Annotated in this window: 25 protein-coding genes and 1 riboswitch; of the genes, 8 read left to right on the top strand and 17 right to left on the bottom strand. The window is 43.4% G+C overall.

The annotated features are described in order from the left end of the window. Nucleotides 1-40 precede the first annotated feature (40 nt). The gene (locus IEW05_RS17930; protein WP_188541220.1) at nucleotides 41-640 is read left to right on the top strand and encodes a YkoP family protein; all 600 of its coding nucleotides are present in this window, start codon (nucleotides 41-43) and stop codon (nucleotides 638-640) included. A 153-nt stretch (nucleotides 641-793) separates the two neighbouring features. Here IEW05_RS17930 and IEW05_RS17925 read toward each other — a convergent pair whose 3' ends face one another. From IEW05_RS17925 to IEW05_RS17890, 8 genes are all read right to left on the bottom strand, one after another. Further along, the gene (locus IEW05_RS17925) at nucleotides 794-1,072 is read right to left on the bottom strand and encodes a hypothetical protein (protein ID WP_188541219.1); all 279 of its coding nucleotides are present in this window, start codon (nucleotides 1,070-1,072) and stop codon (nucleotides 794-796) included. A 51-nt stretch (nucleotides 1,073-1,123) separates the two neighbouring features. Then, on the bottom strand, nucleotides 1,124-1,678 hold the full coding sequence (locus tag IEW05_RS17920; protein ID WP_188541218.1) for a class I SAM-dependent methyltransferase: 555 nt from the start codon (nucleotides 1,676-1,678) through the stop codon (nucleotides 1,124-1,126). 418 nt (nucleotides 1,679-2,096) lie between these two features. Then, nucleotides 2,097-3,005 carry an alpha/beta hydrolase gene (locus tag IEW05_RS17915; protein ID WP_188541217.1) on the bottom strand — a complete coding sequence of 303 codons (909 nt, stop codon included), beginning with the start codon at nucleotides 3,003-3,005 and terminating at the stop codon, nucleotides 2,097-2,099. A 122-nt stretch (nucleotides 3,006-3,127) separates the two neighbouring features. Further along, nucleotides 3,128-4,054: a helix-turn-helix domain-containing protein gene (locus IEW05_RS17910; RefSeq protein ID WP_188541216.1), complete on the bottom strand. Its 927-nt coding sequence runs from the start codon at nucleotides 4,052-4,054 to the stop codon at nucleotides 3,128-3,130. Between the two features lie 137 nt (nucleotides 4,055-4,191). After that, complete coding sequence (locus tag IEW05_RS17905) at nucleotides 4,192-5,043, bottom strand: ABC transporter ATP-binding protein (RefSeq protein WP_188541215.1); 852 nt, start codon at nucleotides 5,041-5,043, stop codon at nucleotides 4,192-4,194. Nucleotides 5,044-5,059: 16 nt separating this feature from the next. Next, nucleotides 5,060-5,821, bottom strand: a complete 762-nt coding sequence (locus IEW05_RS17900) for an ABC transporter permease (protein ID WP_188541214.1) — start codon at nucleotides 5,819-5,821, stop codon at nucleotides 5,060-5,062. Then, nucleotides 5,818-6,111 (bottom strand): thiamine-binding protein, encoded by a 294-nt coding sequence (locus IEW05_RS17895; protein WP_127194137.1) that lies wholly within the window; start codon nucleotides 6,109-6,111, stop codon nucleotides 5,818-5,820. Before IEW05_RS17895 ends, IEW05_RS17900 begins: the two co-directional genes overlap by 4 nt. Nucleotides 6,112-6,156: 45 nt before the next feature. Continuing rightward, nucleotides 6,157-7,206: an ABC transporter substrate-binding protein gene (locus IEW05_RS17890; RefSeq protein ID WP_188541213.1), complete on the bottom strand. Its 1,050-nt coding sequence runs from the start codon at nucleotides 7,204-7,206 to the stop codon at nucleotides 6,157-6,159. A gap of 138 nt (nucleotides 7,207-7,344) precedes the next feature. Next, a riboswitch (TPP riboswitch) is annotated at nucleotides 7,345-7,455 on the bottom strand. 265 nt (nucleotides 7,456-7,720) lie between these two features. Here IEW05_RS17890 and IEW05_RS17885 point away from each other — a divergent pair. From IEW05_RS17885 to phnE (IEW05_RS17870), 4 genes are all read left to right on the top strand, one after another. After that, nucleotides 7,721-8,719, top strand: a complete 999-nt coding sequence (locus IEW05_RS17885; RefSeq protein ID WP_373285846.1) for a phosphate/phosphite/phosphonate ABC transporter substrate-binding protein — start codon at nucleotides 7,721-7,723, stop codon at nucleotides 8,717-8,719. Between the two features lie 126 nt (nucleotides 8,720-8,845). Further along, the gene (phnC, locus tag IEW05_RS17880; RefSeq protein WP_188541211.1) at nucleotides 8,846-9,619 is read left to right on the top strand and encodes a phosphonate ABC transporter ATP-binding protein; all 774 of its coding nucleotides are present in this window, start codon (nucleotides 8,846-8,848) and stop codon (nucleotides 9,617-9,619) included. Next, entirely contained in the window at nucleotides 9,616-10,407 is a 792-nt protein-coding gene (phnE, locus tag IEW05_RS17875; RefSeq protein ID WP_188541210.1) for a phosphonate ABC transporter, permease protein PhnE, read from the top strand. Before phnC ends, phnE (IEW05_RS17875) begins: the two co-directional genes overlap by 4 nt. After that, nucleotides 10,404-11,207, top strand: a complete 804-nt coding sequence (gene phnE / locus IEW05_RS17870) for a phosphonate ABC transporter, permease protein PhnE (RefSeq protein WP_188541209.1) — start codon at nucleotides 10,404-10,406, stop codon at nucleotides 11,205-11,207. The genes phnE (IEW05_RS17875) and phnE (IEW05_RS17870) overlap by 4 nt, the downstream gene beginning before the upstream one ends. Nucleotides 11,208-11,391: 184 nt before the next feature. Here phnE (IEW05_RS17870) and IEW05_RS17865 read toward each other — a convergent pair whose 3' ends face one another. The 3 genes from IEW05_RS17865 to IEW05_RS17855 form a co-directional block, all read right to left on the bottom strand. Continuing rightward, nucleotides 11,392-12,213: a Cof-type HAD-IIB family hydrolase gene (locus tag IEW05_RS17865; protein WP_188541481.1), complete on the bottom strand. Its 822-nt coding sequence runs from the start codon at nucleotides 12,211-12,213 to the stop codon at nucleotides 11,392-11,394. 113 nt (nucleotides 12,214-12,326) lie between these two features. Then, nucleotides 12,327-12,815, bottom strand: a complete 489-nt coding sequence (locus IEW05_RS17860) for a glutathione peroxidase (protein ID WP_188541208.1) — start codon at nucleotides 12,813-12,815, stop codon at nucleotides 12,327-12,329. Nucleotides 12,816-12,950: 135 nt separating this feature from the next. Further along, nucleotides 12,951-13,694: a MerR family transcriptional regulator gene (locus tag IEW05_RS17855; protein WP_188541207.1), complete on the bottom strand. Its 744-nt coding sequence runs from the start codon at nucleotides 13,692-13,694 to the stop codon at nucleotides 12,951-12,953. A 445-nt stretch (nucleotides 13,695-14,139) separates the two neighbouring features. On the opposite strand from IEW05_RS17855, the gene IEW05_RS17850 reads away from it, so the two are divergent. Continuing rightward, the gene (locus tag IEW05_RS17850) at nucleotides 14,140-15,639 is read left to right on the top strand and encodes a stalk domain-containing protein (RefSeq protein ID WP_188541206.1); all 1,500 of its coding nucleotides are present in this window, start codon (nucleotides 14,140-14,142) and stop codon (nucleotides 15,637-15,639) included. Between the two features lie 89 nt (nucleotides 15,640-15,728). On the opposite strand, the gene IEW05_RS17845 is transcribed toward IEW05_RS17850, so the two are convergent. The 4 genes from IEW05_RS17845 to IEW05_RS17830 all read right to left on the bottom strand — a co-directional run bounded on the left by IEW05_RS17845 (nucleotide 15,729) and on the right by IEW05_RS17830 (nucleotide 18,566). Beyond that, complete coding sequence (locus IEW05_RS17845; RefSeq protein ID WP_268238756.1) at nucleotides 15,729-15,908, bottom strand: phage holin; 180 nt, start codon at nucleotides 15,906-15,908, stop codon at nucleotides 15,729-15,731. 52 nt (nucleotides 15,909-15,960) lie between these two features. Next, nucleotides 15,961-16,605 (bottom strand): Type 1 glutamine amidotransferase-like domain-containing protein, encoded by a 645-nt coding sequence (locus IEW05_RS17840; RefSeq protein ID WP_188541204.1) that lies wholly within the window; start codon nucleotides 16,603-16,605, stop codon nucleotides 15,961-15,963. A 179-nt stretch (nucleotides 16,606-16,784) separates the two neighbouring features. Beyond that, nucleotides 16,785-17,009 carry a phage holin gene (locus tag IEW05_RS17835; RefSeq protein WP_188541203.1) on the bottom strand — a complete coding sequence of 75 codons (225 nt, stop codon included), beginning with the start codon at nucleotides 17,007-17,009 and terminating at the stop codon, nucleotides 16,785-16,787. Nucleotides 17,010-17,120: 111 nt separating this feature from the next. After that, nucleotides 17,121-18,566, bottom strand: a complete 1,446-nt coding sequence (locus IEW05_RS17830; RefSeq protein ID WP_188541202.1) for a DEAD/DEAH box helicase — start codon at nucleotides 18,564-18,566, stop codon at nucleotides 17,121-17,123. Nucleotides 18,567-18,947: 381 nt separating this feature from the next. On the opposite strand from IEW05_RS17830, the gene IEW05_RS17825 reads away from it, so the two are divergent. Beyond that, on the top strand, nucleotides 18,948-20,543 hold the full coding sequence (locus tag IEW05_RS17825) for an oleate hydratase (protein WP_188541480.1): 1,596 nt from the start codon (nucleotides 18,948-18,950) through the stop codon (nucleotides 20,541-20,543). 113 nt (nucleotides 20,544-20,656) lie between these two features. On the opposite strand, the gene IEW05_RS17820 is transcribed toward IEW05_RS17825, so the two are convergent. Continuing rightward, nucleotides 20,657-20,980, bottom strand: coding sequence for a FlxA-like family protein (locus IEW05_RS17820; protein WP_188541201.1), 324 nt, complete (start codon nucleotides 20,978-20,980; stop codon nucleotides 20,657-20,659). Between the two features lie 210 nt (nucleotides 20,981-21,190). On the opposite strand from IEW05_RS17820, the gene IEW05_RS17815 reads away from it, so the two are divergent. Beyond that, complete coding sequence (locus IEW05_RS17815; protein ID WP_188541200.1) at nucleotides 21,191-22,144, top strand: TRM11 family SAM-dependent methyltransferase; 954 nt, start codon at nucleotides 21,191-21,193, stop codon at nucleotides 22,142-22,144. Between the two features lie 85 nt (nucleotides 22,145-22,229). On the opposite strand, the gene rlmN is transcribed toward IEW05_RS17815, so the two are convergent. After that, nucleotides 22,230-23,303: a dual-specificity RNA methyltransferase RlmN gene (rlmN, locus tag IEW05_RS17810; RefSeq protein ID WP_188541199.1), complete on the bottom strand. Its 1,074-nt coding sequence runs from the start codon at nucleotides 23,301-23,303 to the stop codon at nucleotides 22,230-22,232. Nucleotides 23,304-23,418: the final 115 nt, after the last annotated feature.

Below are 23,418 nucleotides of genomic sequence, written 5' to 3'. Positions count from 1 at the left end.
ATAGTTGGCATACTTTTTTTATGAAGGTGAGGATTATTATATGAAGACAGCTTCACGTTATAAACGCTCCATACAAGGCTTATGGATGGGGTGGGAACGTGTATTTGAATGGTCGACCACACTCAGGTCGAGTTACTCAGGAAACTTTGGTATATGTAAAATGTTCGTGACGAAATATCACGGGAAAGACATTCAATGTGAGGATGGAACTGTTATTCAATCGGGAGATTGGGTCGGGGAGCTTCATTTAGATAATCATAAAATATTACATATGCTACAGGCTAAGGGGGCTAATCGAGTTGCGTTATCCGTTGCCCGAATGGCACGTGTCTCATTACGAGATATTTGCGCGGAAATGATCACAGACCCGAAGCTTAGTCAGGTCAAAGCACTACAAGGAATTACATTGTTACATAGAGGAATAATTCATGGATTAGGTTTTGAGACTCACCCGCTTGAAAGGGGTAAATTCAAAGCGTTCACTACTTCATATCTGCGTGTATTACTAAGTGTCTTCCATCCAAGCAGTCGAGAGCGAATCAACCCTCATTCAGAGAAACTAGTCCCGATGAGGCTTGTCTTGAGTAGGGATTCACTCATCGACCGCTTTTCCGAAAAACAAGAAGAATATGTCGGTTAACCTAATGCCACCTGCAATTCAACCTTAGCTTGGGACAGAGCACCTGAGGCTAAATTCATATCCTCAATCGCAGCTAGCGGATGAGCAGTTAAGTTAGAAAAAATAGCCCGAGTCCCCCAAATCAGGGGCCCGGGCTAACGATCTTTTTATTGATTAATCTACGTATCCTGCAAGTCCTTTTTCCATTAAATAATCCATTTCTAAATCCAGGATCATTTCCACGGTCAATTCATCTAGCTTAATATCCGGACGACTTAGCACATAATCTACTAGCTCATCACTATCGATATCGACTTCATCTTGTGCACCCTTATGTGCATTAGTGATAAATGTCGCCTCATGCTTCAAAACTAAGCGGATTTTGTCGGGTTTGGCACCAGTATGGCTAGCAATATAATCAACTAGCTCTTGCTCATTTAATTCCTCACTCATAAATTTCAGCTCCTTGTTATACTTCGTGATCAAAAGATGACTTAATGATTATTATAGCACGACCTCATAAATATAAACCTTTGTCCGATACATATCTCTACACGTGATAACTTCTCTCGGTTCCCAACCCGGTAGAGCGAAACAGATGCTAATTATCTTAGTCCCCGGTACAAGCTGTTCGCGAAAAATAGAGCTCAACCGCTTCATAGCACTCGGATAAAGATAACACAAAATAACGTCAGCTTGCTTATAGGAATAAGCATATAGATCGCCTCGTATAAAAGTAACGTTGTCCGCTGAATTCAATCGAGCGAACAACCGGGACACCCACAGGGGGATGAGTGAGTTCTCGATCCCTGTAATTCGGAAGTTCACGTCCTGACCCGATAAATGCAACGCAAGTGTTCCCCAACCAGAACCTGCCTCCACAATATTCCGCGCTTTGCCTATTCGTTTCATCGCTGACGTTACCTCCCGCCGCACGGGAGCGGACGTTGGCATGGGAGAGATGCCGTTCCTCCAGCTTGTATACACAATGGACAGCACCGCAAATAAGGTGGCTGTGATCAACAAACCTGATATGATTTCAAAGCTGATGTTCGCCATGATGTGCTCCTCTTTTATTATGAAAAGTATATAGAATTGTTATGCTGAACTAAGCTGCATCGTATATCGTTCGGCACTCCTATTATTTTCGTTGATTTATACGGAATTCCTTTATTGCTATACCTCTGGACCAAATTTATATGGAAATCCTCCTGTTATATTGTTAAGACTCCCCATCTTCTCCCCTTTACCCGGAATAACTCCTGTTAATCCTTCTAATCTATCGCTACTATTGCTCAAACTATCAAATTAGCGGGAGGAATTCCAGTTAAGCCCACCAGCTGATAGCATCCAAGTCACAGTAGATGGAGAATTTCCAGTTATCCGTTGCCTCCATTCAACAAATCTGGCTTGGTTACGTCACCACGCAACAATAAAGCCCTCCTCACCTTGTGAGAAGAGCTTCGATATGTTCTACTTAGTCTTGATCTATACCACCATAAAACAAGAGGTAATTCTCCATTTGACTGCTCCAATAAGCATCGTCATGATGACCGCCTGGGCCCAGATGGAATTCATAGGATTTTACTTTTTGCCCCTTCAACACTTGGTCTAATTTCTTGCCCGCTTCCTTAAAATCATCTTGGTCACCATAGTCTACGTAAATACTTACTTTATTCAACTTCTGACTTGCGGCTAGCGCGATAGGATCGTTATTTTGTCTTGCCTCTTTCGTCGGGAACACCAGCTTTTCTAAAGGAGCCCACATCTCTCCGACGAACAAAGCAGGGGAATGCCCCCCTATTTTGCTGAACAACCCCGGATGACGAAGTCCAATATGAAGTGCAGAAAATCCCCCCATGGATGTACCGCCGATATAACGACTCTGCCGTGACTTGATTGTATTAAAATGGGTATCCACGTACGATATCACATCATTTGTTACATAGTCCTCATACTTACCGGTATATAAAACCCCTTCATCTGTAGGATTGCCGCTCTCCTTAATAAAGCCCGTTTGTTCGGAGGAATTGACACCAAAGCTGTTATCGATTCTTGGGGCGACGATGATCATCGGCTCGATCTTGCCACTGGCGATCAATTCATCGGCTTTCTCCGTAATTTTCAAGTCATTAAACCAATGGTTCTCATTCAGCTTATAAGAATGTAACACATACAAAACAGGGTATTTATCTTGAGCATCGTAATTGGGTGGCAAATAAACATTTAAATTCATGTCCTTTTTCAGTGATTCACTATAAAACTTAACGTTCATAGTTGAGGAGGTCCGGGGGTTATTGGACGACGCAGCGATACTGGTCTGCTGCCCTACTCCTACAACGAGTAGGATCACCAACACACATAAAAGGGCTTTAAATAACTTCATACATTCATCTCCCATTAGTCGTTTTGAACTTTCATGGAGATTGTATCAAGCCCGCGTTCCCCCGTGTATTGCTTATCGGCAGCAGTTTCCTGCAAATCGACAGTTAAAAATGTGCTTATCGCTTAACTCGTTCCATTCAACATCCAACAATATTTACTCCGGTATTCAGCTGGGGAATAACCGGAGTACTTCCGAAAATTCCGCAGAAAATGGGCATCATCATGAAACCCGATCCTTTCCATAATCTCTGTAGTCGGTAACGTCGTATTTCGGAGCATGGAATCCGCCATTTGCATCCTGATTTTATTAAGGTAGGCGATAAGGGAAAGTCCGGTTGATTTCTTGAAATGCTCGTTTAGGGTTGTTTTATTCGCATGAAATATCGAAGTTAAGTTATCGAGTTTGATCTTCTGCTTATAATTTGTATGTAAATATTCAATAACCTGCTTGACTGAATCGGGTACGGCATGGGGTACGACGCTTGGCACAAAATCCGTAGTTTGATATAAGCGTCGAATTAAAAATAACAGTTCCATCAGAAAGGAACGACTTCGACAAGGCCAATTGATATCAGACTGCTCAGCTAAATTTTGACCGATTTGATGAAACAGATCCTCGGCATGCTTGGCGACTGTAGGGTCAAGTGGCACCCCCCCATAATAACCATCGGTCCGTTCGATAAAAGGCTCCATACACCATAAATCCTGAATTTCAGTTGTTTCCATCTTCTGTCCTTCAACATGCTGAACTTGAATTAAGTCACCCAGGCGATAATTAACTACACTGGGTCGAAAGCGTATGGACTCTGCTCGTAGTGTTGTCCCTGTAATAAGATTTACTGTTTCCTTATCGTTAAAGCTATATATCCCCGGTGCGATGACGGGATATATATTGTCTCCCACCTGTAAGATCCCCGTTCCTTCCTTAATCAAAACAATACAATACACAGAGGGCACACTTTCATGATCAGATAGCAATTCCTCCGGATTATAGGTAACGCCTAAACGATATCCGGAGTGATACACCCTTCCTTCAGTCCAAAGCAGCATGATTGCAACCTCACTTTTCAAAATTATCCTTAAAATACCATTTCAATCTATTATATGAAGATATCACCCGGCTGTATATCATCCTCTATTAAAAAAATAAAACCCAGTCTAACACCTTCGTGTTATGACTGGGTTGGTTAAGCCAGTGGAGTTCTGCTCTTAGCCTGCTCTTCCCGCATCCATTCCGACAATTGTCGCTTGAGCTTCAGGAACTCAGGGGAATCAGCAATCTCTTCCCGACGTGGCCTTGGGAATGGAACTTCAATCTTGTGCAAGATCGAACCCGGACGACCGGAAAATACATAGATACTACCCGAGAGCAGCAGCGCTTCTTCGATATTATGAGTAATAAACAAAACGGAGCGGCGGTTCTCCTCCCACAGCTTTAGTAGCCAGCTCTGCATTTCGCTACGGGTCAGCGCATCAAGTGCACTGAAGGGCTCATCGAGTAGCATAAGTTCCTGTGGGGCTAATAATGCCCTCAAGAATGCAGCCCGTTGCTGCATACCACCTGACAGCATATGCGGATAAGCCCTTTCGAACCCACCTAAGCCGACCTTTTCCAACCAATGCCTAGCAGCTTCACGTGCAAGATCATTAGCAGCACCTTTGAGTTCGCTACCAAGCAATACGTTATCCTCAATAGTCCGCCATGGGAACAGCGCAGGTTGCTGCGGCATATAACTGATCTTGCCACGTTGTCCTGTGACCGTATTCCCATTCATCTTGATGACTCCGACATCCGGCTTAACCAAACCTCCGATAATATGAAATAAAGTGCTCTTGCCACAGCCCGAAGGACCAATAATCGAGACGAATTCCTGCTGTTCTACGGTGAGTGAAACGTTATCGAGTACACTTGTCTCACGCCGACGGTGCGAGAACGCTTTGGAGATGCCGCTTACTTCAAGGGCGGGTGGTACGTTATTCACCTTGGATGGGACCGAGACTTCAGTTGTTATGTGCTGATCTTGCGTTTCTTGAATCATTAGTACACCCTCCTCTCTATGAATTACGACGCGGTTTCCAGCGTACAAGCCATTTCTCCAGCAATGCGATGAGCGCAAAGAGGACCAGACTAAGCAGCACGATGATGACGATCGCGACGAACATCCGATCTGTACGATAGGCGGATTTCTGTAGAAGCATATAATAGCCAATCCCTTTGTCCGCACCAATCCACTCGGCAACCACGGCGCCCATTACCGCATAGGTTGCGGATATTTTCACACCAGAGAATAAGGATGGCAAGGAATGAGGCAGTTCTAGCTTGGTGAATATCTGCATCTTGCTCGCCCCAGCCATTTTCATATAATTCATCATCACACCGTCACTTTGTGCTAACCCACCCATCGCAGCAACCGCTACGGGGAAGAAGCAGACGAGTGTGATCAATACAATCTTAGGAAGTAATCCGAATCCAAACCAAATCACCAGCAACGGCCCCAGTGCGATAGAAGGAACATTCTGACTCAGAATGAGCAGTGGATAAAAAGCACGTTTGACCCCAAGAAGCAGATGCAGCAATAGAGCGACAACTAGACCAACAGCTGTACCAATAGGAAAACCTATCAGTGTCAAGCGCAGCGTTGCCATGGTATGGTCCCATATTCCGGAGGCATTGTTCGATGACTCACGAGCGATATCTAGCGGACTTGGCAAAATCCACTTTTCAATATGAAATACGGAAACGGCTAGCTGCCAACCGATCAATAAGAAGATGACCGCCACAAGGGGCGGCCATATTTGCTTCCAGGTCGATCTCACGGCCGATATTTCTCCGTCAATTTATCCATACTCATTCCTTTAGGGTTATGGGCAATTTTGATCTGCGAAATGCAGCTTGGGCTTCCTGCTTCAACCAAGGCTTCATGCATCTGACGCACGACTTCAAGCAGCTCTGTAAGCTCCCCTTCCATCGTCGTATCCAATGGATTCACTTGATGTTTAACGCCGGATTTCTGAATGACTTCAATTGCTTTATCTACGTAGGGGATGGAATCCTCATTATTCGGAGTCTTAGGAATTACTTGAATGCTTAATAGTGTATTTGCCATTATAATCAATCCTCTCAGTTTGTGTAATATATGTTGTATATTGTATTACTGGCTATCTGGTAAAAAATCATTCGTAAACGCACTTGCTGCTTCCAGCGGTTTATCCAGCAACTTCAACCCGTACATCCAGTCGGCATAATTCTGCCATACTTCCGCCTTTTGCTCACCCCAGCGAGCAGCATCGTCCTTGTATTTCGGACTAAGCCACTTCTGACTAGCGAGTACAAGTTCGGCATCCAGATCAGGTACAGCTTTCGTTAGAATAGCCGCCGCTTCCTCTGGATGATCGATGGCATATTGATAGCCTTTCGACGTAGCTTTCAAGAAGGCCTTAACCAGCTCAGGATTTTCGGAAATCTGTTTCTCACTTGTGATCAGAACAGGAGTGTAATAGTCCAATTGCGGTGCGTAATCCTTCAGATACAACATATCCACGGGCTCTCCTCGCAGTTCTGCCTCGATACCAGTCCATGCGTAGAAAATCCAAGCAAAATCAATATCACGCTTCACGGCGGTGAAATAATCAGCATCCCCGATATTCACCAGTTTAACCTTCTTCACATCACCACCTTCAGGGTCCATGATCGCCTTCATGGATGCTTCTTCAGCTGGGGAGCCCCAGCCACCGTAAGTTTTGCCTTCAAAGTCCTTAGGAGTTTTGATCCCCTTGTCTTTCGGTGCGGCAAATCCGGAGGTATTATGCTGAATGATGGCTGCTATAGATACAAGCGGTACACCTTGCAAGCGAGCTAAGGTTAATCCCTCCTGAGCACTGATACCAAATGCTGCTTCGCCTGATGTTACCATCGTATCGGAACCCGCTGCACCTGGCTGCACAATGTCAACATCCAGACCCTCTTCTGCAAAATATCCAAGTTCCTTGGCAACATAGAGTCCCGTATGGTTCGTATTCGGCGTCCAATCCAATGCAATCTTAACCTTGGTTAACTCTTTTGAAGCATCATTTCCCGCCGCTGTTTCAGGAGCAGTTATGCCATTACTCCCCTTGTTATTTCCGTTACTGCTACCGCATCCGGCAACTGCTATAACAAGCATACAGATGATACCTAACATAAGTACTCTCTTGATCCTCATAGACTTCTTCTCTCCTTTATTCTGCCATACCTATACCCTCATCCTTCATCTATCTACCCTGAAATATACCCATGAAAAAAGCGCCCCGAAGGATCGGGACGCTGGCTTGGCGCAACAACAGTAAGGGTCACAAGAGCACCTATACTAAATGGCGATTCCTACGCTGGCATTATCCAGATCAGGTATAAGGGTCAGTATCTTGTGGGATACAATCTCAGCCGGCCAATTCCAGCACCCCTGATTCTATGAAGTTATCGGGTATTGCTATGTTCTTACGGTGTATTATAAACATCTAAATCCGAGTTGTCTAGTAGCTTATTTTAAATTTGATCCTTTGACGACCACTCTGCCCCCGTACTGTTGCGATCAGACTTTTACCTTTCCACAGGAGAATTTACACTTTGAATAAAATATTCAAAATTTTACAAAAGATTATTATTGCCCTGACTCTTCCTTTACAAACCTTTTTTATAGTAAACATGTACCTAAAATATATAAATCGTGGAGGTCATACCTGTTGAGAAAAATCGCCAAATTTATTTTACCTTTATTCTTGTCCATTTCATTTATTAGTGGCTGTGGTTCTAATGCAGAAGTAAACGGCACTAATAAACAAGCTGCGGCTAACAGCAGCACAACAAATGCTCCAGCAGCAACTGCAGAACCAACAGCTCCAGCTGAAACTGGATATGTTCCTGAAACCTTAACCGTACAATTTGTCCCTTCACAAAATGCGGATACGCTAGAAGCCAAAGCTAAACCACTTGAAAAATTATTGTCGGACCAACTCGGCATTCCTGTCAAAGTAAGCGTGTCGACAGACTATAACGTTATTGTTGAAGCTATGGCTTCCAAAAAAGTGGATGTCGGCTTCCTTCCTCCAACAGCTTATGTTCTAGCTAAGGACAAAGGTGCAGCTGAAGTCATCCTTCAAGCTCAACGTTTCGGCGTACAAGATGACACTGGCGCTCCAACAGATCAATTGGTTGATTTCTATAAGTCGATGATTATCGTTAAGAAAGATTCTGATATTAAAACGGTTGCTGATTTGAAAGGCAAACGTATCGCTTACCAAAACGTGACTTCATCAGCTGGTTTTGTATGGCCTGCTGCTAAATTGATGGATGCTGGACTTGATCCACTTAAGGATGTTCAAGCCATTACTGTAAAAGGACATGACCAAGGTGTGCTTGCTGTATTGAATGGCGATGTAGATGCGGCTGCTATTTTCCAAGATGCTCGTAACATCGTAAAGGGTGACTACCCGAAAGTATTTGAAGATACTCGCGTTCTAGCCTTTACAGAGAACATTCCAAATGACACAATCGCTGTTCGCACGGACATGAACTCTGAGTGGGTTCAGAAGATCCAAGATGCCTTTATCGCTATTGGTAAAGATGAAGCGGGTCACGCTATTATCAAAGATATTTATTCCCACGAAGGTTATGTAAAATCGCAAGACAGCATCTTCGATATCGTACGTGAGTACAATGAAAAAGTAAAAACGGAGTAGTCTTCTACCCCGTGTGTCTCCTGCCTCGGATGATGCAAGCCAGCAGGATAAGAGCCAGTCGGAGTGCAACTGCACTGCGACTGGCTTGCTATTTTATACGATAACCTCTAAAGGACTGATATCCGAGTGATAGAGATAAACAATGTATCCAAAACATACCCTAACGGAACCAAAGGTCTTAATGGAATTAATTTATCCATTGCCAAGGGAGAATTCGTTGTCATTGTCGGGCTATCTGGCGCGGGTAAATCTACCTTACTGCGATCGATCAATCGCCTTCATGATATTACCGAAGGAGATATTGTGATTTCCGACAGTTCGATCACAAAGGCTACAGGGAAGCAGCTTAGAACGATTCGCCGAGATATCGGTATGATCTTCCAGAGCTTCAACCTCGTGAAACGAACGACGGTGCTTCGCAACGTGTTAGCAGGCCGAGTGGGATATCACTCAACGCTACGCACCATAGTAGGGCAATTCCCCAAAGGTGATATCGAACTGGCTTTTCAAGCGCTGGATCGGGTCAATATCGTAGAAAAAGCTTACTCGCGGGCGGACCAGCTCTCGGGTGGCCAACAACAACGTGTGGCGATTGCCCGTGTATTAGCTCAGGAGGCGAAGATCATTCTGGCTGACGAACCCGTCGCTTCTTTGGACCCCCTAACAACCAAACAAGTCATGGATGATTTGAAACGAATCAATCAAGACCTTGGCATCACGACGATTGTAAATTTACATTTTATTGATTTGGCTAGGCAATATGCCACCCGAATTATTGGCTTGCGGGCCGGAGAAGTCGTATTTGATGGTCCCGTCTCGGAGGCAACAGATGAGGTGTTTGCTGAAATTTACGGACGCCCGATCCAGCGGGACGAATTGCTGGGGGAAGCCGCCGTATGAATACCAAGCTAGAACTAAAGCGCCCAAAAGCGCCTAGTCGATTCAAACATTATTTAACTGCGGTTATTGTGCTGCTCTTGCTCTGGGGTAGCGCTGTGCAGACTGAATCCTCGTTCAATGAGCTGATTCAGGGACTTCCGAATATGCTGGATCTTCTAAAAGAAATGTTCCCACCTAAGTGGAGCTACTTCGACAATATTGTCGATGCCATGCTGGAGACGATTCGGATGGCTCTAGTAGGTACAACACTTGGTGCCATTATCGCTATCCCCGTAGCCTTATTATGTGCCAGCAATTTATCCAAGCGAGTGATTATCTATTATCCCGCTCGAATCATCCTCAATTTGATTCGGACAATCCCGGATTTACTCTTGGCGGCTATCTTTGTCGCTATATTTGGACTGGGTGCCTTACCTGGAATATTAGCACTTACCGTATTCTCGGTAGGACTGATCGCCAAACTAACCTACGAAGCGCTAGAGACCATCGACCGAGGCCCACTCGAAGCGATGACCTCCGTTGGTGCTAATTATGTGCAGGTGATTCTGTATGGAGTCATTCCGCAAATTCAGGCCCATTTCGCCTCCTATGTGCTCTATACTTTTGAGATCAATGTACGTGCGGCCGCTATTCTCGGTCTAGTTGGCGCTGGTGGTATTGGTCATTATTATGAAGTAACGTTGGGATTCCTGGAGTACGACAAAACGTGCACGATCATTATTTTCACATTAGTCATTGTGTTAATTATTGATTACATCAGCTCTAAATTACGGGAGAAATTACTATGATAAATTCTTGGAATGATAGAGTCCAAAAGCCAAAGAAAAACCGCTATCGCTGGCTCATTTATGTTGCTATTGCATTAGTCTATATTTGGGCATTTGCGGGCATCCCGTACAATGGCATTAAAGAAACAGCCGGACAAATTTCCAAAGCCATTATATCCGGCATATTCTCACCTGACTGGGGATATGTCTATTTACCGGATGGTGAGGATTTATTGCGCGGACTATTGGATACCTTGGCTATTTCTATATTAGGCACCGTGATTTCCACCGTAGTCTGTGTTCCGTTCGCTTTCTGGGCTGCCGTCAATATGAGCAATACGAAGTGGGTCTCCGGTTCAGGTAAAATGGTGCTGAGCTTCATTCGGACGTTCCCGGAAATCGTCATGGCGCTCCTATTTATCAAAGCCGTTGGTCCTGGCTCCTTTGCCGGTGTGCTAGCGCTTGGTCTACACTCCGTCGGTATGCTCGGAAAGCTATTCGCTGACGAGGTAGAGAACATGGAGCATGGCCCTGTTGAAGCTTTGATTGCCACCGGAGCCAATCGCATGCAAATTTTATGGTTTGCCGTTCTTCCTCAAGTCTTGCCTGGCTTTCTATCCTATACCTTATACCGTTTTGAAATTAATCTCCGCTCCGCTACTATCCTCGGTATCATCGGCGCAGGGGGCATCGGTACCCCATTAATCTTTGCGCTAAGTTCACGTGATTGGGATCGTGTCGGCATCATTCTCCTAGGCATCATTGTCATGATTACGATCATTGATATGATCTCAGGAGCCATTCGCAAGAAGCTAGTGTAAGGAACCGAAACTGTTGTGCATATAGAAAGATAGAAGAAAGCGAATACCTCGATGATCAGGCATTCGCTTTCTTCTTATGTTTAATATGACTGACATTTATCTAACGGGTCGCTGAGATGCGTTACAACCATTCCCAATCCTCTTTGCATCAATTCACGGTCCAGTGCTAGATTTTGCATCTTTATTATATACGTACAATCTTATCGAGAATAAACGTTTCTACTACTTTCGCCACGCCATCTTCCATGTTGGTATCCGTCACATAGTTAGCGATCTCTTTAATATCATCAGGGGCATTGCCCATAGCTACGCCAAGTCCAGCAAATTCAATCATGGCAAGATCGTTGTAGCTGTCCCCAATCGCAATAACCTCTTCTTGCTGAATGCCTAATTTCTGAATGAGATGGTGCAAGCTTGTCCCTTTGTCTACACCAACTTCAGTAAATTCTAAGAAAAATGGCTTTGAACGTATGACATTTAGCTTGCCTTCAAGTTGCTGTTGTAGTTTTTTCTCCAAAATAACCAGTCTTTCGGGTGCCTCGACCATCAACACTTTTACAACAGGTTCTTGGATCGCCTGGACAAAATGTTTCTCTTCTACAATCGGCATTCCTGTAATTTCAGCTTCGATATCCGTATATTTATTATTTGCTGGAGTTACGATATCATCCCCTACGTAAGTGTGGATCCCTACTTCTTCTTGCAGGCTAATATGGTATAACTCATGTACCGTCTCAGGTGATAAGGTACTGCTAAATAATTGTTCTCCCGTTGTACAGTTCGTAATCTTAGCCCCGTTAAAAGATAGGATGAAACTCCCGTATTTCTCAAGCTCCAATTCCTTCGCAATATGCGTCATCGCATATGTAGGACGGCCTGAGGCAAGAACGACTTTCACTCCTACTTCTTGTGCGTCCATCAATGCTTGCTTGGTGCGTGGTGAAATGGTATGGTCGTCACGCAATAGCGTATCGTCCAAATCAAGTACGATCATTTTATAATCGATCACTCTAATTCCCTCCAAATAAATCCGTTATGAGTGCAATTAAATAAATATAAAGGCACCTGCTAGAGGTGCCCTTGAATCTTCTTATATGATAAAGCAAACCGACCTATTTGTTAACTACCATTCGTAAGCAAATCTGAGATATGACTAGCGATTTGAGCGGGTGTATCTTTTGGAGCAAACCGTTTCACGACCTGACCTTGTTGATTCACCAGAAATTTCGTGAAATTCCACTTGATAGATTTCGTACCAAACATACCAGGAGCCTTATCTGTAAGCCATTGAAATAACGGGTGAGCATCTTTCCCCTTCACATCTACCTTAGCAAAAAGCGGGAAGTTCACGCCGAAATTCAACTCGCAGGCCGCGGCAACCTCTTCATTTGTCCCTGGCTCCTGATTGGCAAACTGTCCGCAGGGGAAACCCAATACAGCAAAGCCCTGATCTTTATACGTATCATACAATTCCTGAAGACCTTTAAACTGAGGAGCGAAGCCGCATTTCGTTGCCGTATTCACGATTAACAGCACCTGCCCGCGGTATGACTCCAGCGTTTGAATGTCTCCCTTGATGGTCTTCACTTCAATGTCGTACAGCGTCATAATCATCCTCCGCTCTTAGGATTTTATTTCGGTAATCACCACTTTATTGTGTCATGCTCTTGGCTGGTTTACAAGCTTATTAACAGCAGAAGGACCACTCGGCTATCGAATGGTCCTTTGCTTATCCCCTAACAACTATTCCTTGCTATTGTTCTCAGCGAATACACTCATCGCCTCACACATAAACTGTGCCAATCCTTCGCCGAATTGATCAATATTCTTCGTGAATCGTTCATCATCGACATACATTTGTCCTAGTCCTTTGAAAGCCTCCGAGGAGTAGCTACCTAATCGATTCAGGAAGTCATACCATTCTCCAATGGCTGCTTGGGCCTCAGCAGATTGAGGTGAAGTACCTCGGAGATTCGCAAGCTTCCTATAGATATCATTCATACCTTCGGATAATGCTTCTTGCCCCGATTTAGACATTTTACCTACCTTATCATTGGCTTGTTCAACGGCTGCATTTCCCCAACGTTCACGTGCTTCTTGTTCATAAGGATTTGAACTAAAGTCAAAACCAGCAAATTTCTCTTTATCTGTCATTTCAATTTCTCCTTTCGAATGTTGAATCGTTTTGTCAATCGTAGCAATAATCCCATCTAATCGACGACGACGTTCCAGCAGCATTTTTCGATGCAGCATTAGCGCTTCCTGTCTGTCAAAGGATGGATCGTTAATGATTTCACCGATCTTTCTCAAAGGGAAGCCGAGTTCCTTGAAGAATAAAATTTGCTGCAGCATCGTAAGATTGTCCTGGGAATACTTCCGGTAGCCGGCTTCCGTAGTCTCCTCCGGGATCAACAATCCGATCTCGTCATAATGATGCAGTGTGCGCACACTGATCCCAACCAAATCAGCAACTTCCTTCACTCTCATGGCGTGATGCCCTCCCTTCGATATTTACTATAGAGTATCACGTAACGTGAGAGTCAATACTATATTTTGAACAAAATAAGGGTCTGCTATATAGGCTCAATCTAAAAGTCAGTGATTAACTGTACGAGTGAACAGAGCGAAGGGTCGGAGGGATTCTGAAGACTAAAAGCTTTCCTTAGGAAAGCTACATCGGAAGCGTAAGCTGTGTTCGCCTTTAAAGCCCTATTTCAACCGATAATCCTTTTTATTCAAGAAATAGGGCTTTAACAGCGATCGTAAGAACACTCCGAGCCCGTAGCAATTCATTCAAGAGGCCGTTTTCTTACGATCACTGTATAGTGGGCACAGCCTTACTTTTGTACTGCAACTATATTGGGCGAATTACGTCATAATAAAAAAGGAAAATAATCATATATTTCCAAATGGCCAGAAAGGGGTTATACAGGTGACACAGCAAGTAATGATAGATGAAAAAGTTGCAACAGCAGCTAAGAGGCTGTCCCATTGGGGATGGGTAACGATGATAGTCCTATTCACCGTATTGGCATCATCAGTATTTATGATTCCTGATAAGGCAATAGCCGCTGAGCAGCGTGAGACTTCGACCTCCAAGGAATTCATCCAAGTAGAGGGTGGTTATTATTATACGGTTGCATTGAGAAACGATGGTTCCGTATGGACATGGGGTCGCAATTTGATGGGCGAGCTGGGTTTGCAAGATACGGTAACCTTCAGTAGAACGGATGCACCGGTGCGCTTGCCGGAACTTGAAGACATTAAGAGTATCTCCGTTGGCATAGGAATGGCGCATAATTTGGCAGTTAAATCGGATGGAACCGTCTGGCAATGGGGTACAGCTACGGGATATGAAGATTACAAGCAACATTCACTAAGACCCACTCCAATCGAGGGGATTTCGGATGTGACTCAAGTTGCTGCTTTATCGACTTCTGGTATTGCACTTCGTACAGATGGCAGTGTCTGGTCTTGGGAAAGATATTGGAAGACAGGAGAACAGAACAAGTCTCGTAAACCAGCGGCTGTAAAGGGATTGACCGGGGTCATCCAAGTAGCTGGGAGCGGTAATACGGGCTATGCCGTGAAAAAGGACGGAACGGTGTGGAGTTGGAATGAAGCTTCTTCTTCCATTTATTGGCCGCAGTCGGTAGCGACAAAACCTATAAAGTTAGCGGGCTTATCCAACATTCGTCAGGTATCCTCTCTTGGGGAAAAATTACTTGCCCTTGATGCAAAGGGGAAGGTATGGACACTAAATCAAAAAGGCAAGGCAGTCGCCTTGAATAAAGAATTGACGGTCAAAGAAGTGGTGTCTGGAGACCGTTATTGGCTTCTGTTATCAAAAAGTGGTGAAGTGTTCAGCTATGGTAATACCGTGACCGGGAAGCAAGGTAAAGTGAATCACTTACCCAAGATCAAAACAATTGGGGCGGGCATTTATCACAATGTGGCTATATCAGAAGATGGAACAGTCTGGAGCTGGGGACATAGTAAATTCAACGAAGTAGGTAAACCGCCAGTATCTGCTGATGGCATGATATATCGTCCGGTTCAGGCGCGGGCTGACATTGATGTCAGGATCAATGGAAATCTGCTGAATTCTGTATTTCCCGCAGTGATCACAGAAACAAGCGTTCAACTCCCTATTAAAGATGTAGCTAACATGCTGGGAGCAAAGTTTACCGCGCTACGAAATGAAGACTCCATGAGATATTCACTTGAATATGAAGGGCGTTCCGTTACATTCAAGAGTTTTGAAAATCAAATATCGATTGGAACGCAGAATTTGGAATTGCCGGATCGGATATCAAGTATTTCAGGCTCAATTAGTGTACCCTACCAGCTTCTGGAGCAGGGATTCGGGTTAGATATAACGTGGGATCCGAAGCTTCGTGAACTAGACATTACAACCAACACGAATCCATAAATTTATCGTAATATAAATAGTGACCCGAGAGATAGACACTTTGCATGAAGTCTCCGCCTCCCGGGTCTTTTACGATCATCATGATCTTGTTATAAATTGTACCCGCCACTCTTTGGCTTTGTTGGATTTGTGATAATTCCGAGTGTTGACAGTAGACCAAGCACCACATCCACAATCGCTAGAATGTTCTGCTTCATCAGATCGATTAAATCAAAGGCTCCTGTTAAATGTCCAATCAATTGAACCAATAAAATAACTTGCGATGCTATACTAACCTATAGCGCATAGTTTTTAAAACTAGGTCACAGCCACTCCCCCTAATTAGAGCGTCTCAACCAATTTCTGAATCTTTGAGTGGGAAATTAAATATACATTGCCTATAATGTCGATTTTGCTCCCCTTTACACGTACAGCGCCATCTTGGTCTGCCGCCACATAAATATCCATTTTCTCTGATAAAGGAAAACGTTCCTCTATCAGCGCGGTGTTATCATGATTAAAATGAGCTTCAAAAGAAAAGTGATTAAGAGCCATACCTTTATAAACAGTGCATTTATCCACATATTCATCGGACATGTTCATCCCACCAGCACTTGTTCCCATTACAACAGCATTACTTTTTTTAATCCAATCCGATAATTCATATTCCGTCAAAAGGTCCATTTGGCGCCAAGGGTTTCCGCCACATAAAAAAACGACAGAGGCGTTTTGAATTAATCGCTGGGCATCTTCCTTCTGCGTACGGTGATCAATTAAATAATATTCATCAAAAAAAATGTTAGCTTGATCAAACCATGTCCTTTCAAAAACATCATCAATATTAATTTGCTCATCTTTATCATCAGACGATTTAGCGCTAATCATAACAAGCGATTTTCTGTCTGTTATATCCTCATGCAACACGTTGACTAACTTCTCAGAAAAGCCCTTATCATAAAACCAATCTAAGTAATAGTGGGTTTTCATACAAAATTACCTCCATATGTATTATCTACATTCATCCATTAAGCTTATCAAAATCCATAGCGCTAAGCGAGATAAGAATGTCTATAGTAATATAGCTTTTTTAGTCATAAAAATAGACACCATCCATAAGGATAGTATCTATCTGTTTCTTGCTAGAATTAAATTTACGTGCCAATTCTTTATAAGTTGTACCCGCCACTCTTTGGCTTTGTTGGATTCGAGATAATACCGAGTGTTGATAGTAGACCAAGCACCACATCTACAATCGCTAGAATGTTCTGCTTCATCAGATCGGTTAAATCAAAGGCTCCTGTTAAATGTCCAATTAATTGAACTAACAAAATAACTTGCGATGCTATACTAACCCATAGCGCATAGTTTTTAAAACGTTGTTTTTGGAACATGGATCTGCCTCCCTCTTTTTTCTACTATATATATTCAGAGGTTGTCTAAAAAATTGCGGCAGCTCGCCTTAAGAGAAATTCTTTTTGTCCAAATGTATCAAAAGACCCACTTTACTTCAAAGCCTTATGAACTTTCAGCTGTTTGCCCTTAATTGTCGTATCCTTCATCACTTTTAGAACAAGTGGACCCTTACCATTCAATATTTCCACGTAAGAGACATTATCCTGAATCGTAATAATCCCAATATCATCTGCTGTTATACCTTCAATTTTGGCAATCGTTCCAACGAAATCGACAGCTCTAAGCTTCTTTTTCTTACCCCCATTGAAGTACAGCTTCATAATTCCTTTATTCAATTGCTCACTCTTATCTGGTTTCCAGGTGGGTTGAATCCCCATTTTCCCTGCAAAAGACTTCTTCTTACTTGCTACTTCCTCTGGGGAAGGTACGCTCATTCTCGGGATACTAAATCCGATATATCCTTCAATCTCACTCAGAAATTTATCTTCAAACGGTGTCACAAAGCTAATAGCCTTGCCACTTTTACCCGCGCGTCCAGTTCTCCCGGTACGATGTACATAACTTTCCTTCTCCAGCGGCAGATCATAGTTGATCACATGCGTGATGTTATCAATATCGATTCCCCTTGCAGCCACGTCGGTAGCCACAAGATAGCGGAATTGGCCTCGCTTGAAATCATTCATAACTTCAAAGCGGTCTACTTGCAGCATGCCCCCGTGAATTTTCGAGCAAGTATAATCAGCGTTGGTTAATTGCTCACTCACCTGATTCACATGTTCTTGAGTCCGGCAGAAAATAATGCAGCTATCCGGGTTCTCTATTACGGTAATATCTTGGAGTAGAGCAAATTTGTCCTTGTCCTTCACTTCGTATAACGTATGCTCAATCGTATTTGTCGTAATTCCAGTAGCCTGAATTTCAATATGACTAGGGTCTCTCATATATTTATGACTCAGATTCTCCACATCGGAAGGAAGTGTAGCTGAGAATAACATCGTAGTTCGCTCACTTGGTAGCTTCTGAATAATTGCCTCAACTTGCTGAATGAATCCCATGTTAAGCATTTCATCGGCCTCATCAATGACGAGGTATTCCAATCGCTCCAGCGAAAAAGTTCCTCTCTCGATATGATCCAGCACTCGCCCTGGAGTTCCGACCACCACATGACTCTTCTGTTTCAATTCTGCGGTTTGCTTGGCATATGGAACCTTACCGAACAGAGCTGTCGCCTTAATCCGCTTAAAGCGCCCAATATTCGTAATATCCTCTTGCACTTGAACCGCTAATTCACGAGTAGGAGTTAGAATTAACGCCTGCGGTTTATTCTCCTGCCAATCTACTAGATCACAAATAGGAATACCGAAGGAAGCTGTCTTACCACTACCTGTTTGTGATTTCACTACCAGATCCTTCTTGGTTAATGCGAGCGGGATCACTTCACGCTGTACTTCTGTTGGCTGATGATAACCCAAACTTTGTAACGCAGAGATGATTTCCTCACTTAGTGCATAGTCTTTAAAATCTTGAATACTCATCCTTTAACCTCTTCTGCTTCGCAGATATCAATCTACTCATGCTTTCATTTTTTGTTCATTATTGCGTACTTCAATTAACTCTACAAGAGAATCGCATGAACAAAGAGTATCACATCCATCACTTATTGTCTGCTGATCCAGGGCAACGATGATATGATCCTGAAGATGTCCTCATTATATGTAACAATTCAAATCGCTATCCACGCCCGATGATATTGAAATTGGTGAGTGCTTGTTTTTTAAACACTTCCTCGCTTTTGTCTAAAAACCAAACACTCCGCCATCACTGTCTATAGAGATCATCTCCCTATTGTCCTATTGTAAAGGTACGCAAAAAGTATCATCCATTTTTAAAATCCTAAATACATGGAGGCTAATATGATGGAACAAAACAAGGACAACAGACAGGTTTATTTTGTAGGAGGCGGTCTTGCATCACTCGCTGGTGCAGCCTATCTGATTAGGGATTGTGGATTCTCGGGGAAAAATATTCATGTGCTAGAGGGAATGAATATCCTTGGTGGAAGCAACGATGGAGCAGGTAGTCCAATCCAAGGTTTTGTATGTCGCGGCGGGCGCATGCTGAACGAAGAAACCTATGAGAACTTCTGGGAATTGTTTAATTCTATTCCTTCCATTGAACAGCCTGATATATCGGTAACAGATGAAATTCTTGCTTTTGACCATGCGCACCCCACTCATGCGAATGCAAGATTAATTAACAAAGACGGCGAGGTTCTAGATGTGATGTCTATGGGCTTCAACACCGCTGATCGTTTGGCCCTTGGCAAGCTGATGATCGCACCTGAAGAGAAACTCGACAATCTGCGTATCTGTGATTGGTTTGCGCATACACCGCACTTCTTTGAAACGAACTTCTGGTATATGTGGCAAACGACCTTTGCCTTCCAAAAATGGTCCAGCCTTTTCGAATTTAGACGTTATATGAATCGTATGATGTTCGAATTCTCACGTATCCAGACGCTTGAAGGTGTGACTCGAACCCGTTACAACCAATATGAATCTGTTATCCTGCCTTTGAAGGCATATCTAGATAAATTCGATGTAGATTTCGGTCTAAAATGTACCGTTACTGACCTAGACTTTGATGAAAATGAAGGCATTACCGTTACAGCTATTCATTACACACAGGACGGTACAAAGGATAACATCATTCAATTGCATGAAGGTGACCTTTGTATCGTTACCAATGGCTGCATGACGGACAATGCTACACTTGGAGATTTGCATACAGCTGCCCCATTGATTGCTGACAAACCTATGTCAGGTGAGCTTTGGGCAAAAATAGCCGCCAAAAAAGAAGGCCTTGGCAATCCTACACCTTTCTTTGGTCGTCCTGAGGAAACAAACTGGGAATCGTTTACCGTCACTCTTCAGGGTAACAAGCTACTTAAGATGATCGAGAAATATTCCCGCAATGTGCCAGGCAGCGGTGCGCTTATGACCTTTAAAGACTCGAGCTGGTTGATGTCCATTGTGGTGGCGGCACAACCTCACTTTAAGGATCAACCTGCTGATCAAACCATCTTCTGGGGATATGGGCTGTACACGGATAAAGTTGGCGACTATGTGAAAAAACCTATGCGCGACTGCACAGGTGAAGAGATGCTCATTGAATTGCTACACCATCTACATTTCGAAGATCAACTGGACGAAATTCTAAGTGATGTTATCAATGTCATTCCATGCATGATGCCTTATATTGACGCCCAGTTCCAGCCGCGTAAAATGACAGACCGCCCAGCGGTTGTTCCTGCTGGATCTACCAATCTTGCGATGATCAGTCAGTTTGTTGAGATCCCAGAGGATATGGTGTTCACAGAGGAATACTCCGTCCGTGCTGCTAGAATAGCTGTCTATACCCTGCTCGGTCTTGATAAGAAAGTTTGCCCTGTAACGCCACATCAATACGACGTAAGAACCTTATTCAAAGCATTAAATACTACTTATCGCTAAGAGGGACGTATTGATGATAATACGTTGAACAATATATAAATCACGTTTAGCAACCCAACTGTCGTATAGCAGTTGGGTTGCTTTCGTGAAGAAATATCTTGCCTTTCCATTCCTTAAATTGAAATATCAATGCTGCCTTCGGTATTCGCGACATTAACACCAAGCTTAGCCGCATTAACATCCTTCTTACTATTGTTATCTTGCTGCGTACTTGCGCTTGATGCATTGCTCTGCTTCTGTGCAATTTGGTTCTGAATTTGCTGAATCTGTTGCTGTAATTGCTGCGTCTTCAATTGTTTCGTCTTAGCATCTTCTTTACTTGCAGCCAGTTCCTTCAGCTCAGCCGTATATTTCGCTAATTGCTTCTCTAAGCTCGCGGTATCGCTGGCCGTTGAACTAGCATAACTGCTGCTACCTGATACGGATGAAATACTCAAGATCGACTCCTCCTTATAGGGTTATGTACCTCCACAAGTATAATTTATCAGTCTTGCTGGAACCTGAACCCAGACTGAATGTTTGCTGAAAATGTCGAAGGATGTCCTTGTTCGCCTCCGAATGAATATATTAGCAACTCTTTTTATATCTAAATGTGGTATGGTTGAGGCTATCCATCAACATGCCATAACTTAAAGGATGAACTTGATTTGAATAATCTTAACTCGCTCGCTAACTATATTTACACTTACGCTTGCCGTGAGGAGGAGCAATCCTTATGCCAATTAGAGCTACGCTCCCTCTTTGATATGCAGCCCCCTGCTAATCTTTTTAGAAGCAACATTTTCATAGATCCTAGTCGCAGCCCTTTTATCAAAGAGCGCATTGAACTGCTCTATGAGGGCGATAGCCTGTCCGATATACTAGAACAAGTCCAAGAGATCGACATGCTGGAAGCAACCTTTAAAGTCATCTTTGTCAAAACCAATGATCTAGAAGCTTCAGACAAAATAGAATTTGCAGACCGCCGCGCGATTGAACGAGAGATGGGCCTGCAGATTACCGGTGAATCTGACGTTCATCACCCAGATCATCAGTTTGGTCTTGTAACCCTCGGAGGACGCTGGTACTTTGGCCACTATGTAAAGAATAAAGCAGTTTGGCTTCACCATATGAAGAAACCACGCAGTTATTCCATTGCCCTTAGTACACGTGTTGCCCGAGCGGCGGTCAACATAGCCATTCCCAACCCAGACGGGATCAAAGCCATTGATCCTTGTTGCGGAATCGGGACCGCGCTTATTGAAGCCCTCTCTATGGGTATCGATATTGTCGGAGGAGATATCAATCCCTTTATCGCTCGCGGGGCCCGTGAGAATATTGCTCATTTTGGATTTCAATGTGAAGTTACTCTAGGCGCTATAGCATCAATTTCTGAACATTACGATGTAGCTATTATTGATATGCCTTATAATGTTCTATCTACAACGACGCCAGACGAACAACTATCGATCCTTCTGCATACACGACGTATTGCGACTAAGGCGGTCATAATCACCAGTGAAACGATCGACGACATGATCGCTGACGCAGGACTTACGATTACAGATCGCTGTGAGGCCAAGAAGGGCAACTTCACTCGGCAGATATTGGTCTGTGCGTGAATTTACCGCAATCATCAATACAAAAGAGACTGACCCTAAGGCAGATACGATCTACCTTAACGGGCCAGTCTCTTTGTTATCATAGTTAATGAACAGTCTCTGTCGTGTTCTTAATTTGTTTGCTTCTTAATTGTCCACAAGCGGCATCAATATCTGTACCGTGTTCTAGACGTACCGTACAATTTACCCCTTGCTTCTTCAATGCATCATAAAAAGCCAGGATGGATTCATGCTCACTTCGTTGATATTGGCTGTGCTCATCCACCGGATTATATGGAATTAAGTTCACGCTAGCCAACTGTTGTTTATCACGAATCAGTTCAGCAAGCTCTAAGGCATGTTCAACCTTGTCGTTTACATCTCTTAGCAAAATATACTCGAACATCACTCTACGATTCGTCTTCTCCAAATAGTAATCAACGGCTTCCATTAATTTTTCAATAGGAATCGCACGGTTGATCTTCATGATCCGCGTACGCAGTTCGTTATTTGGCGCATGCAGAGAGATCGCTAAATTCACCTGTGTATTAGCATCAGCAAACTCTCTGATCTTATCTGCTAGACCACTAGTAGATACCGTGATACGTCTTCCAGCAATAGCGAGTCCTTTGCGGTCCTTAATCACATCGATAAAATCAATCAGGTTGGTAAAGTTGTCAAACGGTTCGCCAATCCCCATAACGACCACGTGAGTTACCAATTCATCTTGTTTGACTTGATCTAGGTGGAGTTGGACTTTCATAATTTGCTCCACAATCTCCCCACTGGTGAGATCACGGCTCTTCTTAAGCAAGCCACTTGCGCAGAAACTGCATCCGATATTACAGCCTACTTGCGTTGTGACGCAAACGGACAATCCAAATTTCTGTCTCATCAATACGGTCTCAATCAAATTGCCGTCCGTTAATCTAAATAGAAACTTAATCGTTCCATCGGCTGATTCTTGCTTCACGTGTTCTTCTAGCGTTTGGATGACAAAATGATTCTCCAATAACTCCGTACATTCTTTATTAACATCGTCCATTGCCGAGAATTCCGTTACTCGCTTCTTATATAGCCAATCCCAGACCTGAGATGCCCGGAATTTCCGATGCCCGTGCTCCATAAGCCATGCTGTCAATTGATCAAATGTTAATCCATAAATGGATTGTTTATTCATTCATTTATCCTCTTTTCAAGCGTTAAAATTCTGTACTTATTGTCCCAAATTTTTAATATTAAAACAAGGGCAGTTATCGCCAATTCACAAAAAGAAATCGTCAAACAAATAAAAG

Origin of the sequence: Paenibacillus segetis (genome assembly GCF_014639155.1) — a bacterium.
Lineage (GTDB): Bacteria > Bacillota > Bacilli > Paenibacillales > Paenibacillaceae > Fontibacillus > Fontibacillus segetis.
This window is presented reverse-complemented; position numbering and strand designations above follow the sequence as displayed.

Coding starts and splice junctions, on each gene's coding strand:
- IEW05_RS17915 (WP_188541217.1), bottom strand. CDS start 3,005: ATGAAGTTATTTAAAGCCCTTTTATGTGTGTTGGTGATCCTACTCGTT.
- IEW05_RS17895 (WP_127194137.1), bottom strand. CDS start 6,111: ATGGCAAATACACTATTAAGCATTCAAGTAATTCCTAAGACTCCGAAT.
- IEW05_RS17920 (WP_188541218.1), bottom strand. CDS start 1,678: ATGGCGAACATCAGCTTTGAAATCATATCAGGTTTGTTGATCACAGCC.
- IEW05_RS17910 (WP_188541216.1), bottom strand. CDS start 4,054: ATGCTGCTTTGGACTGAAGGAAGGGTGTATCACTCCGGATATCGTTTA.
- IEW05_RS17860 (WP_188541208.1), bottom strand. CDS start 12,815: ATGACGCTGTACGACATTGAAGTGAAGACCATCAAGGGAGACATTCAA.
- IEW05_RS17825 (WP_188541480.1), top strand. CDS start 18,948: ATGGAACAAAACAAGGACAACAGACAGGTTTATTTTGTAGGAGGCGGT.
- IEW05_RS17855 (WP_188541207.1), bottom strand. CDS start 13,694: ATGAGAGTGAAGGAAGTTGCTGATTTGGTTGGGATCAGTGTGCGCACA.
- IEW05_RS17830 (WP_188541202.1), bottom strand. CDS start 18,566: ATGAGTATTCAAGATTTTAAAGACTATGCACTAAGTGAGGAAATCATC.
- phnE (WP_188541209.1), top strand. CDS start 10,404: ATGATAAATTCTTGGAATGATAGAGTCCAAAAGCCAAAGAAAAACCGC.
- phnE (WP_188541210.1), top strand. CDS start 9,616: ATGAATACCAAGCTAGAACTAAAGCGCCCAAAAGCGCCTAGTCGATTC.
- IEW05_RS17835 (WP_188541203.1), bottom strand. CDS start 17,009: ATGTTCCAAAAACAACGTTTTAAAAACTATGCGCTATGGGTTAGTATA.
- IEW05_RS17930 (WP_188541220.1), top strand. CDS start 41: ATGAAGACAGCTTCACGTTATAAACGCTCCATACAAGGCTTATGGATG.
- IEW05_RS17925 (WP_188541219.1), bottom strand. CDS start 1,072: ATGAGTGAGGAATTAAATGAGCAAGAGCTAGTTGATTATATTGCTAGC.
- rlmN (WP_188541199.1), bottom strand. CDS start 23,303: ATGAATAAACAATCCATTTATGGATTAACATTTGATCAATTGACAGCA.
- IEW05_RS17905 (WP_188541215.1), bottom strand. CDS start 5,043: ATGATTCAAGAAACGCAAGATCAGCACATAACAACTGAAGTCTCGGTC.
- IEW05_RS17840 (WP_188541204.1), bottom strand. CDS start 16,605: ATGAAAACCCACTATTACTTAGATTGGTTTTATGATAAGGGCTTTTCT.
- IEW05_RS17890 (WP_188541213.1), bottom strand. CDS start 7,206: ATGAGGATCAAGAGAGTACTTATGTTAGGTATCATCTGTATGCTTGTT.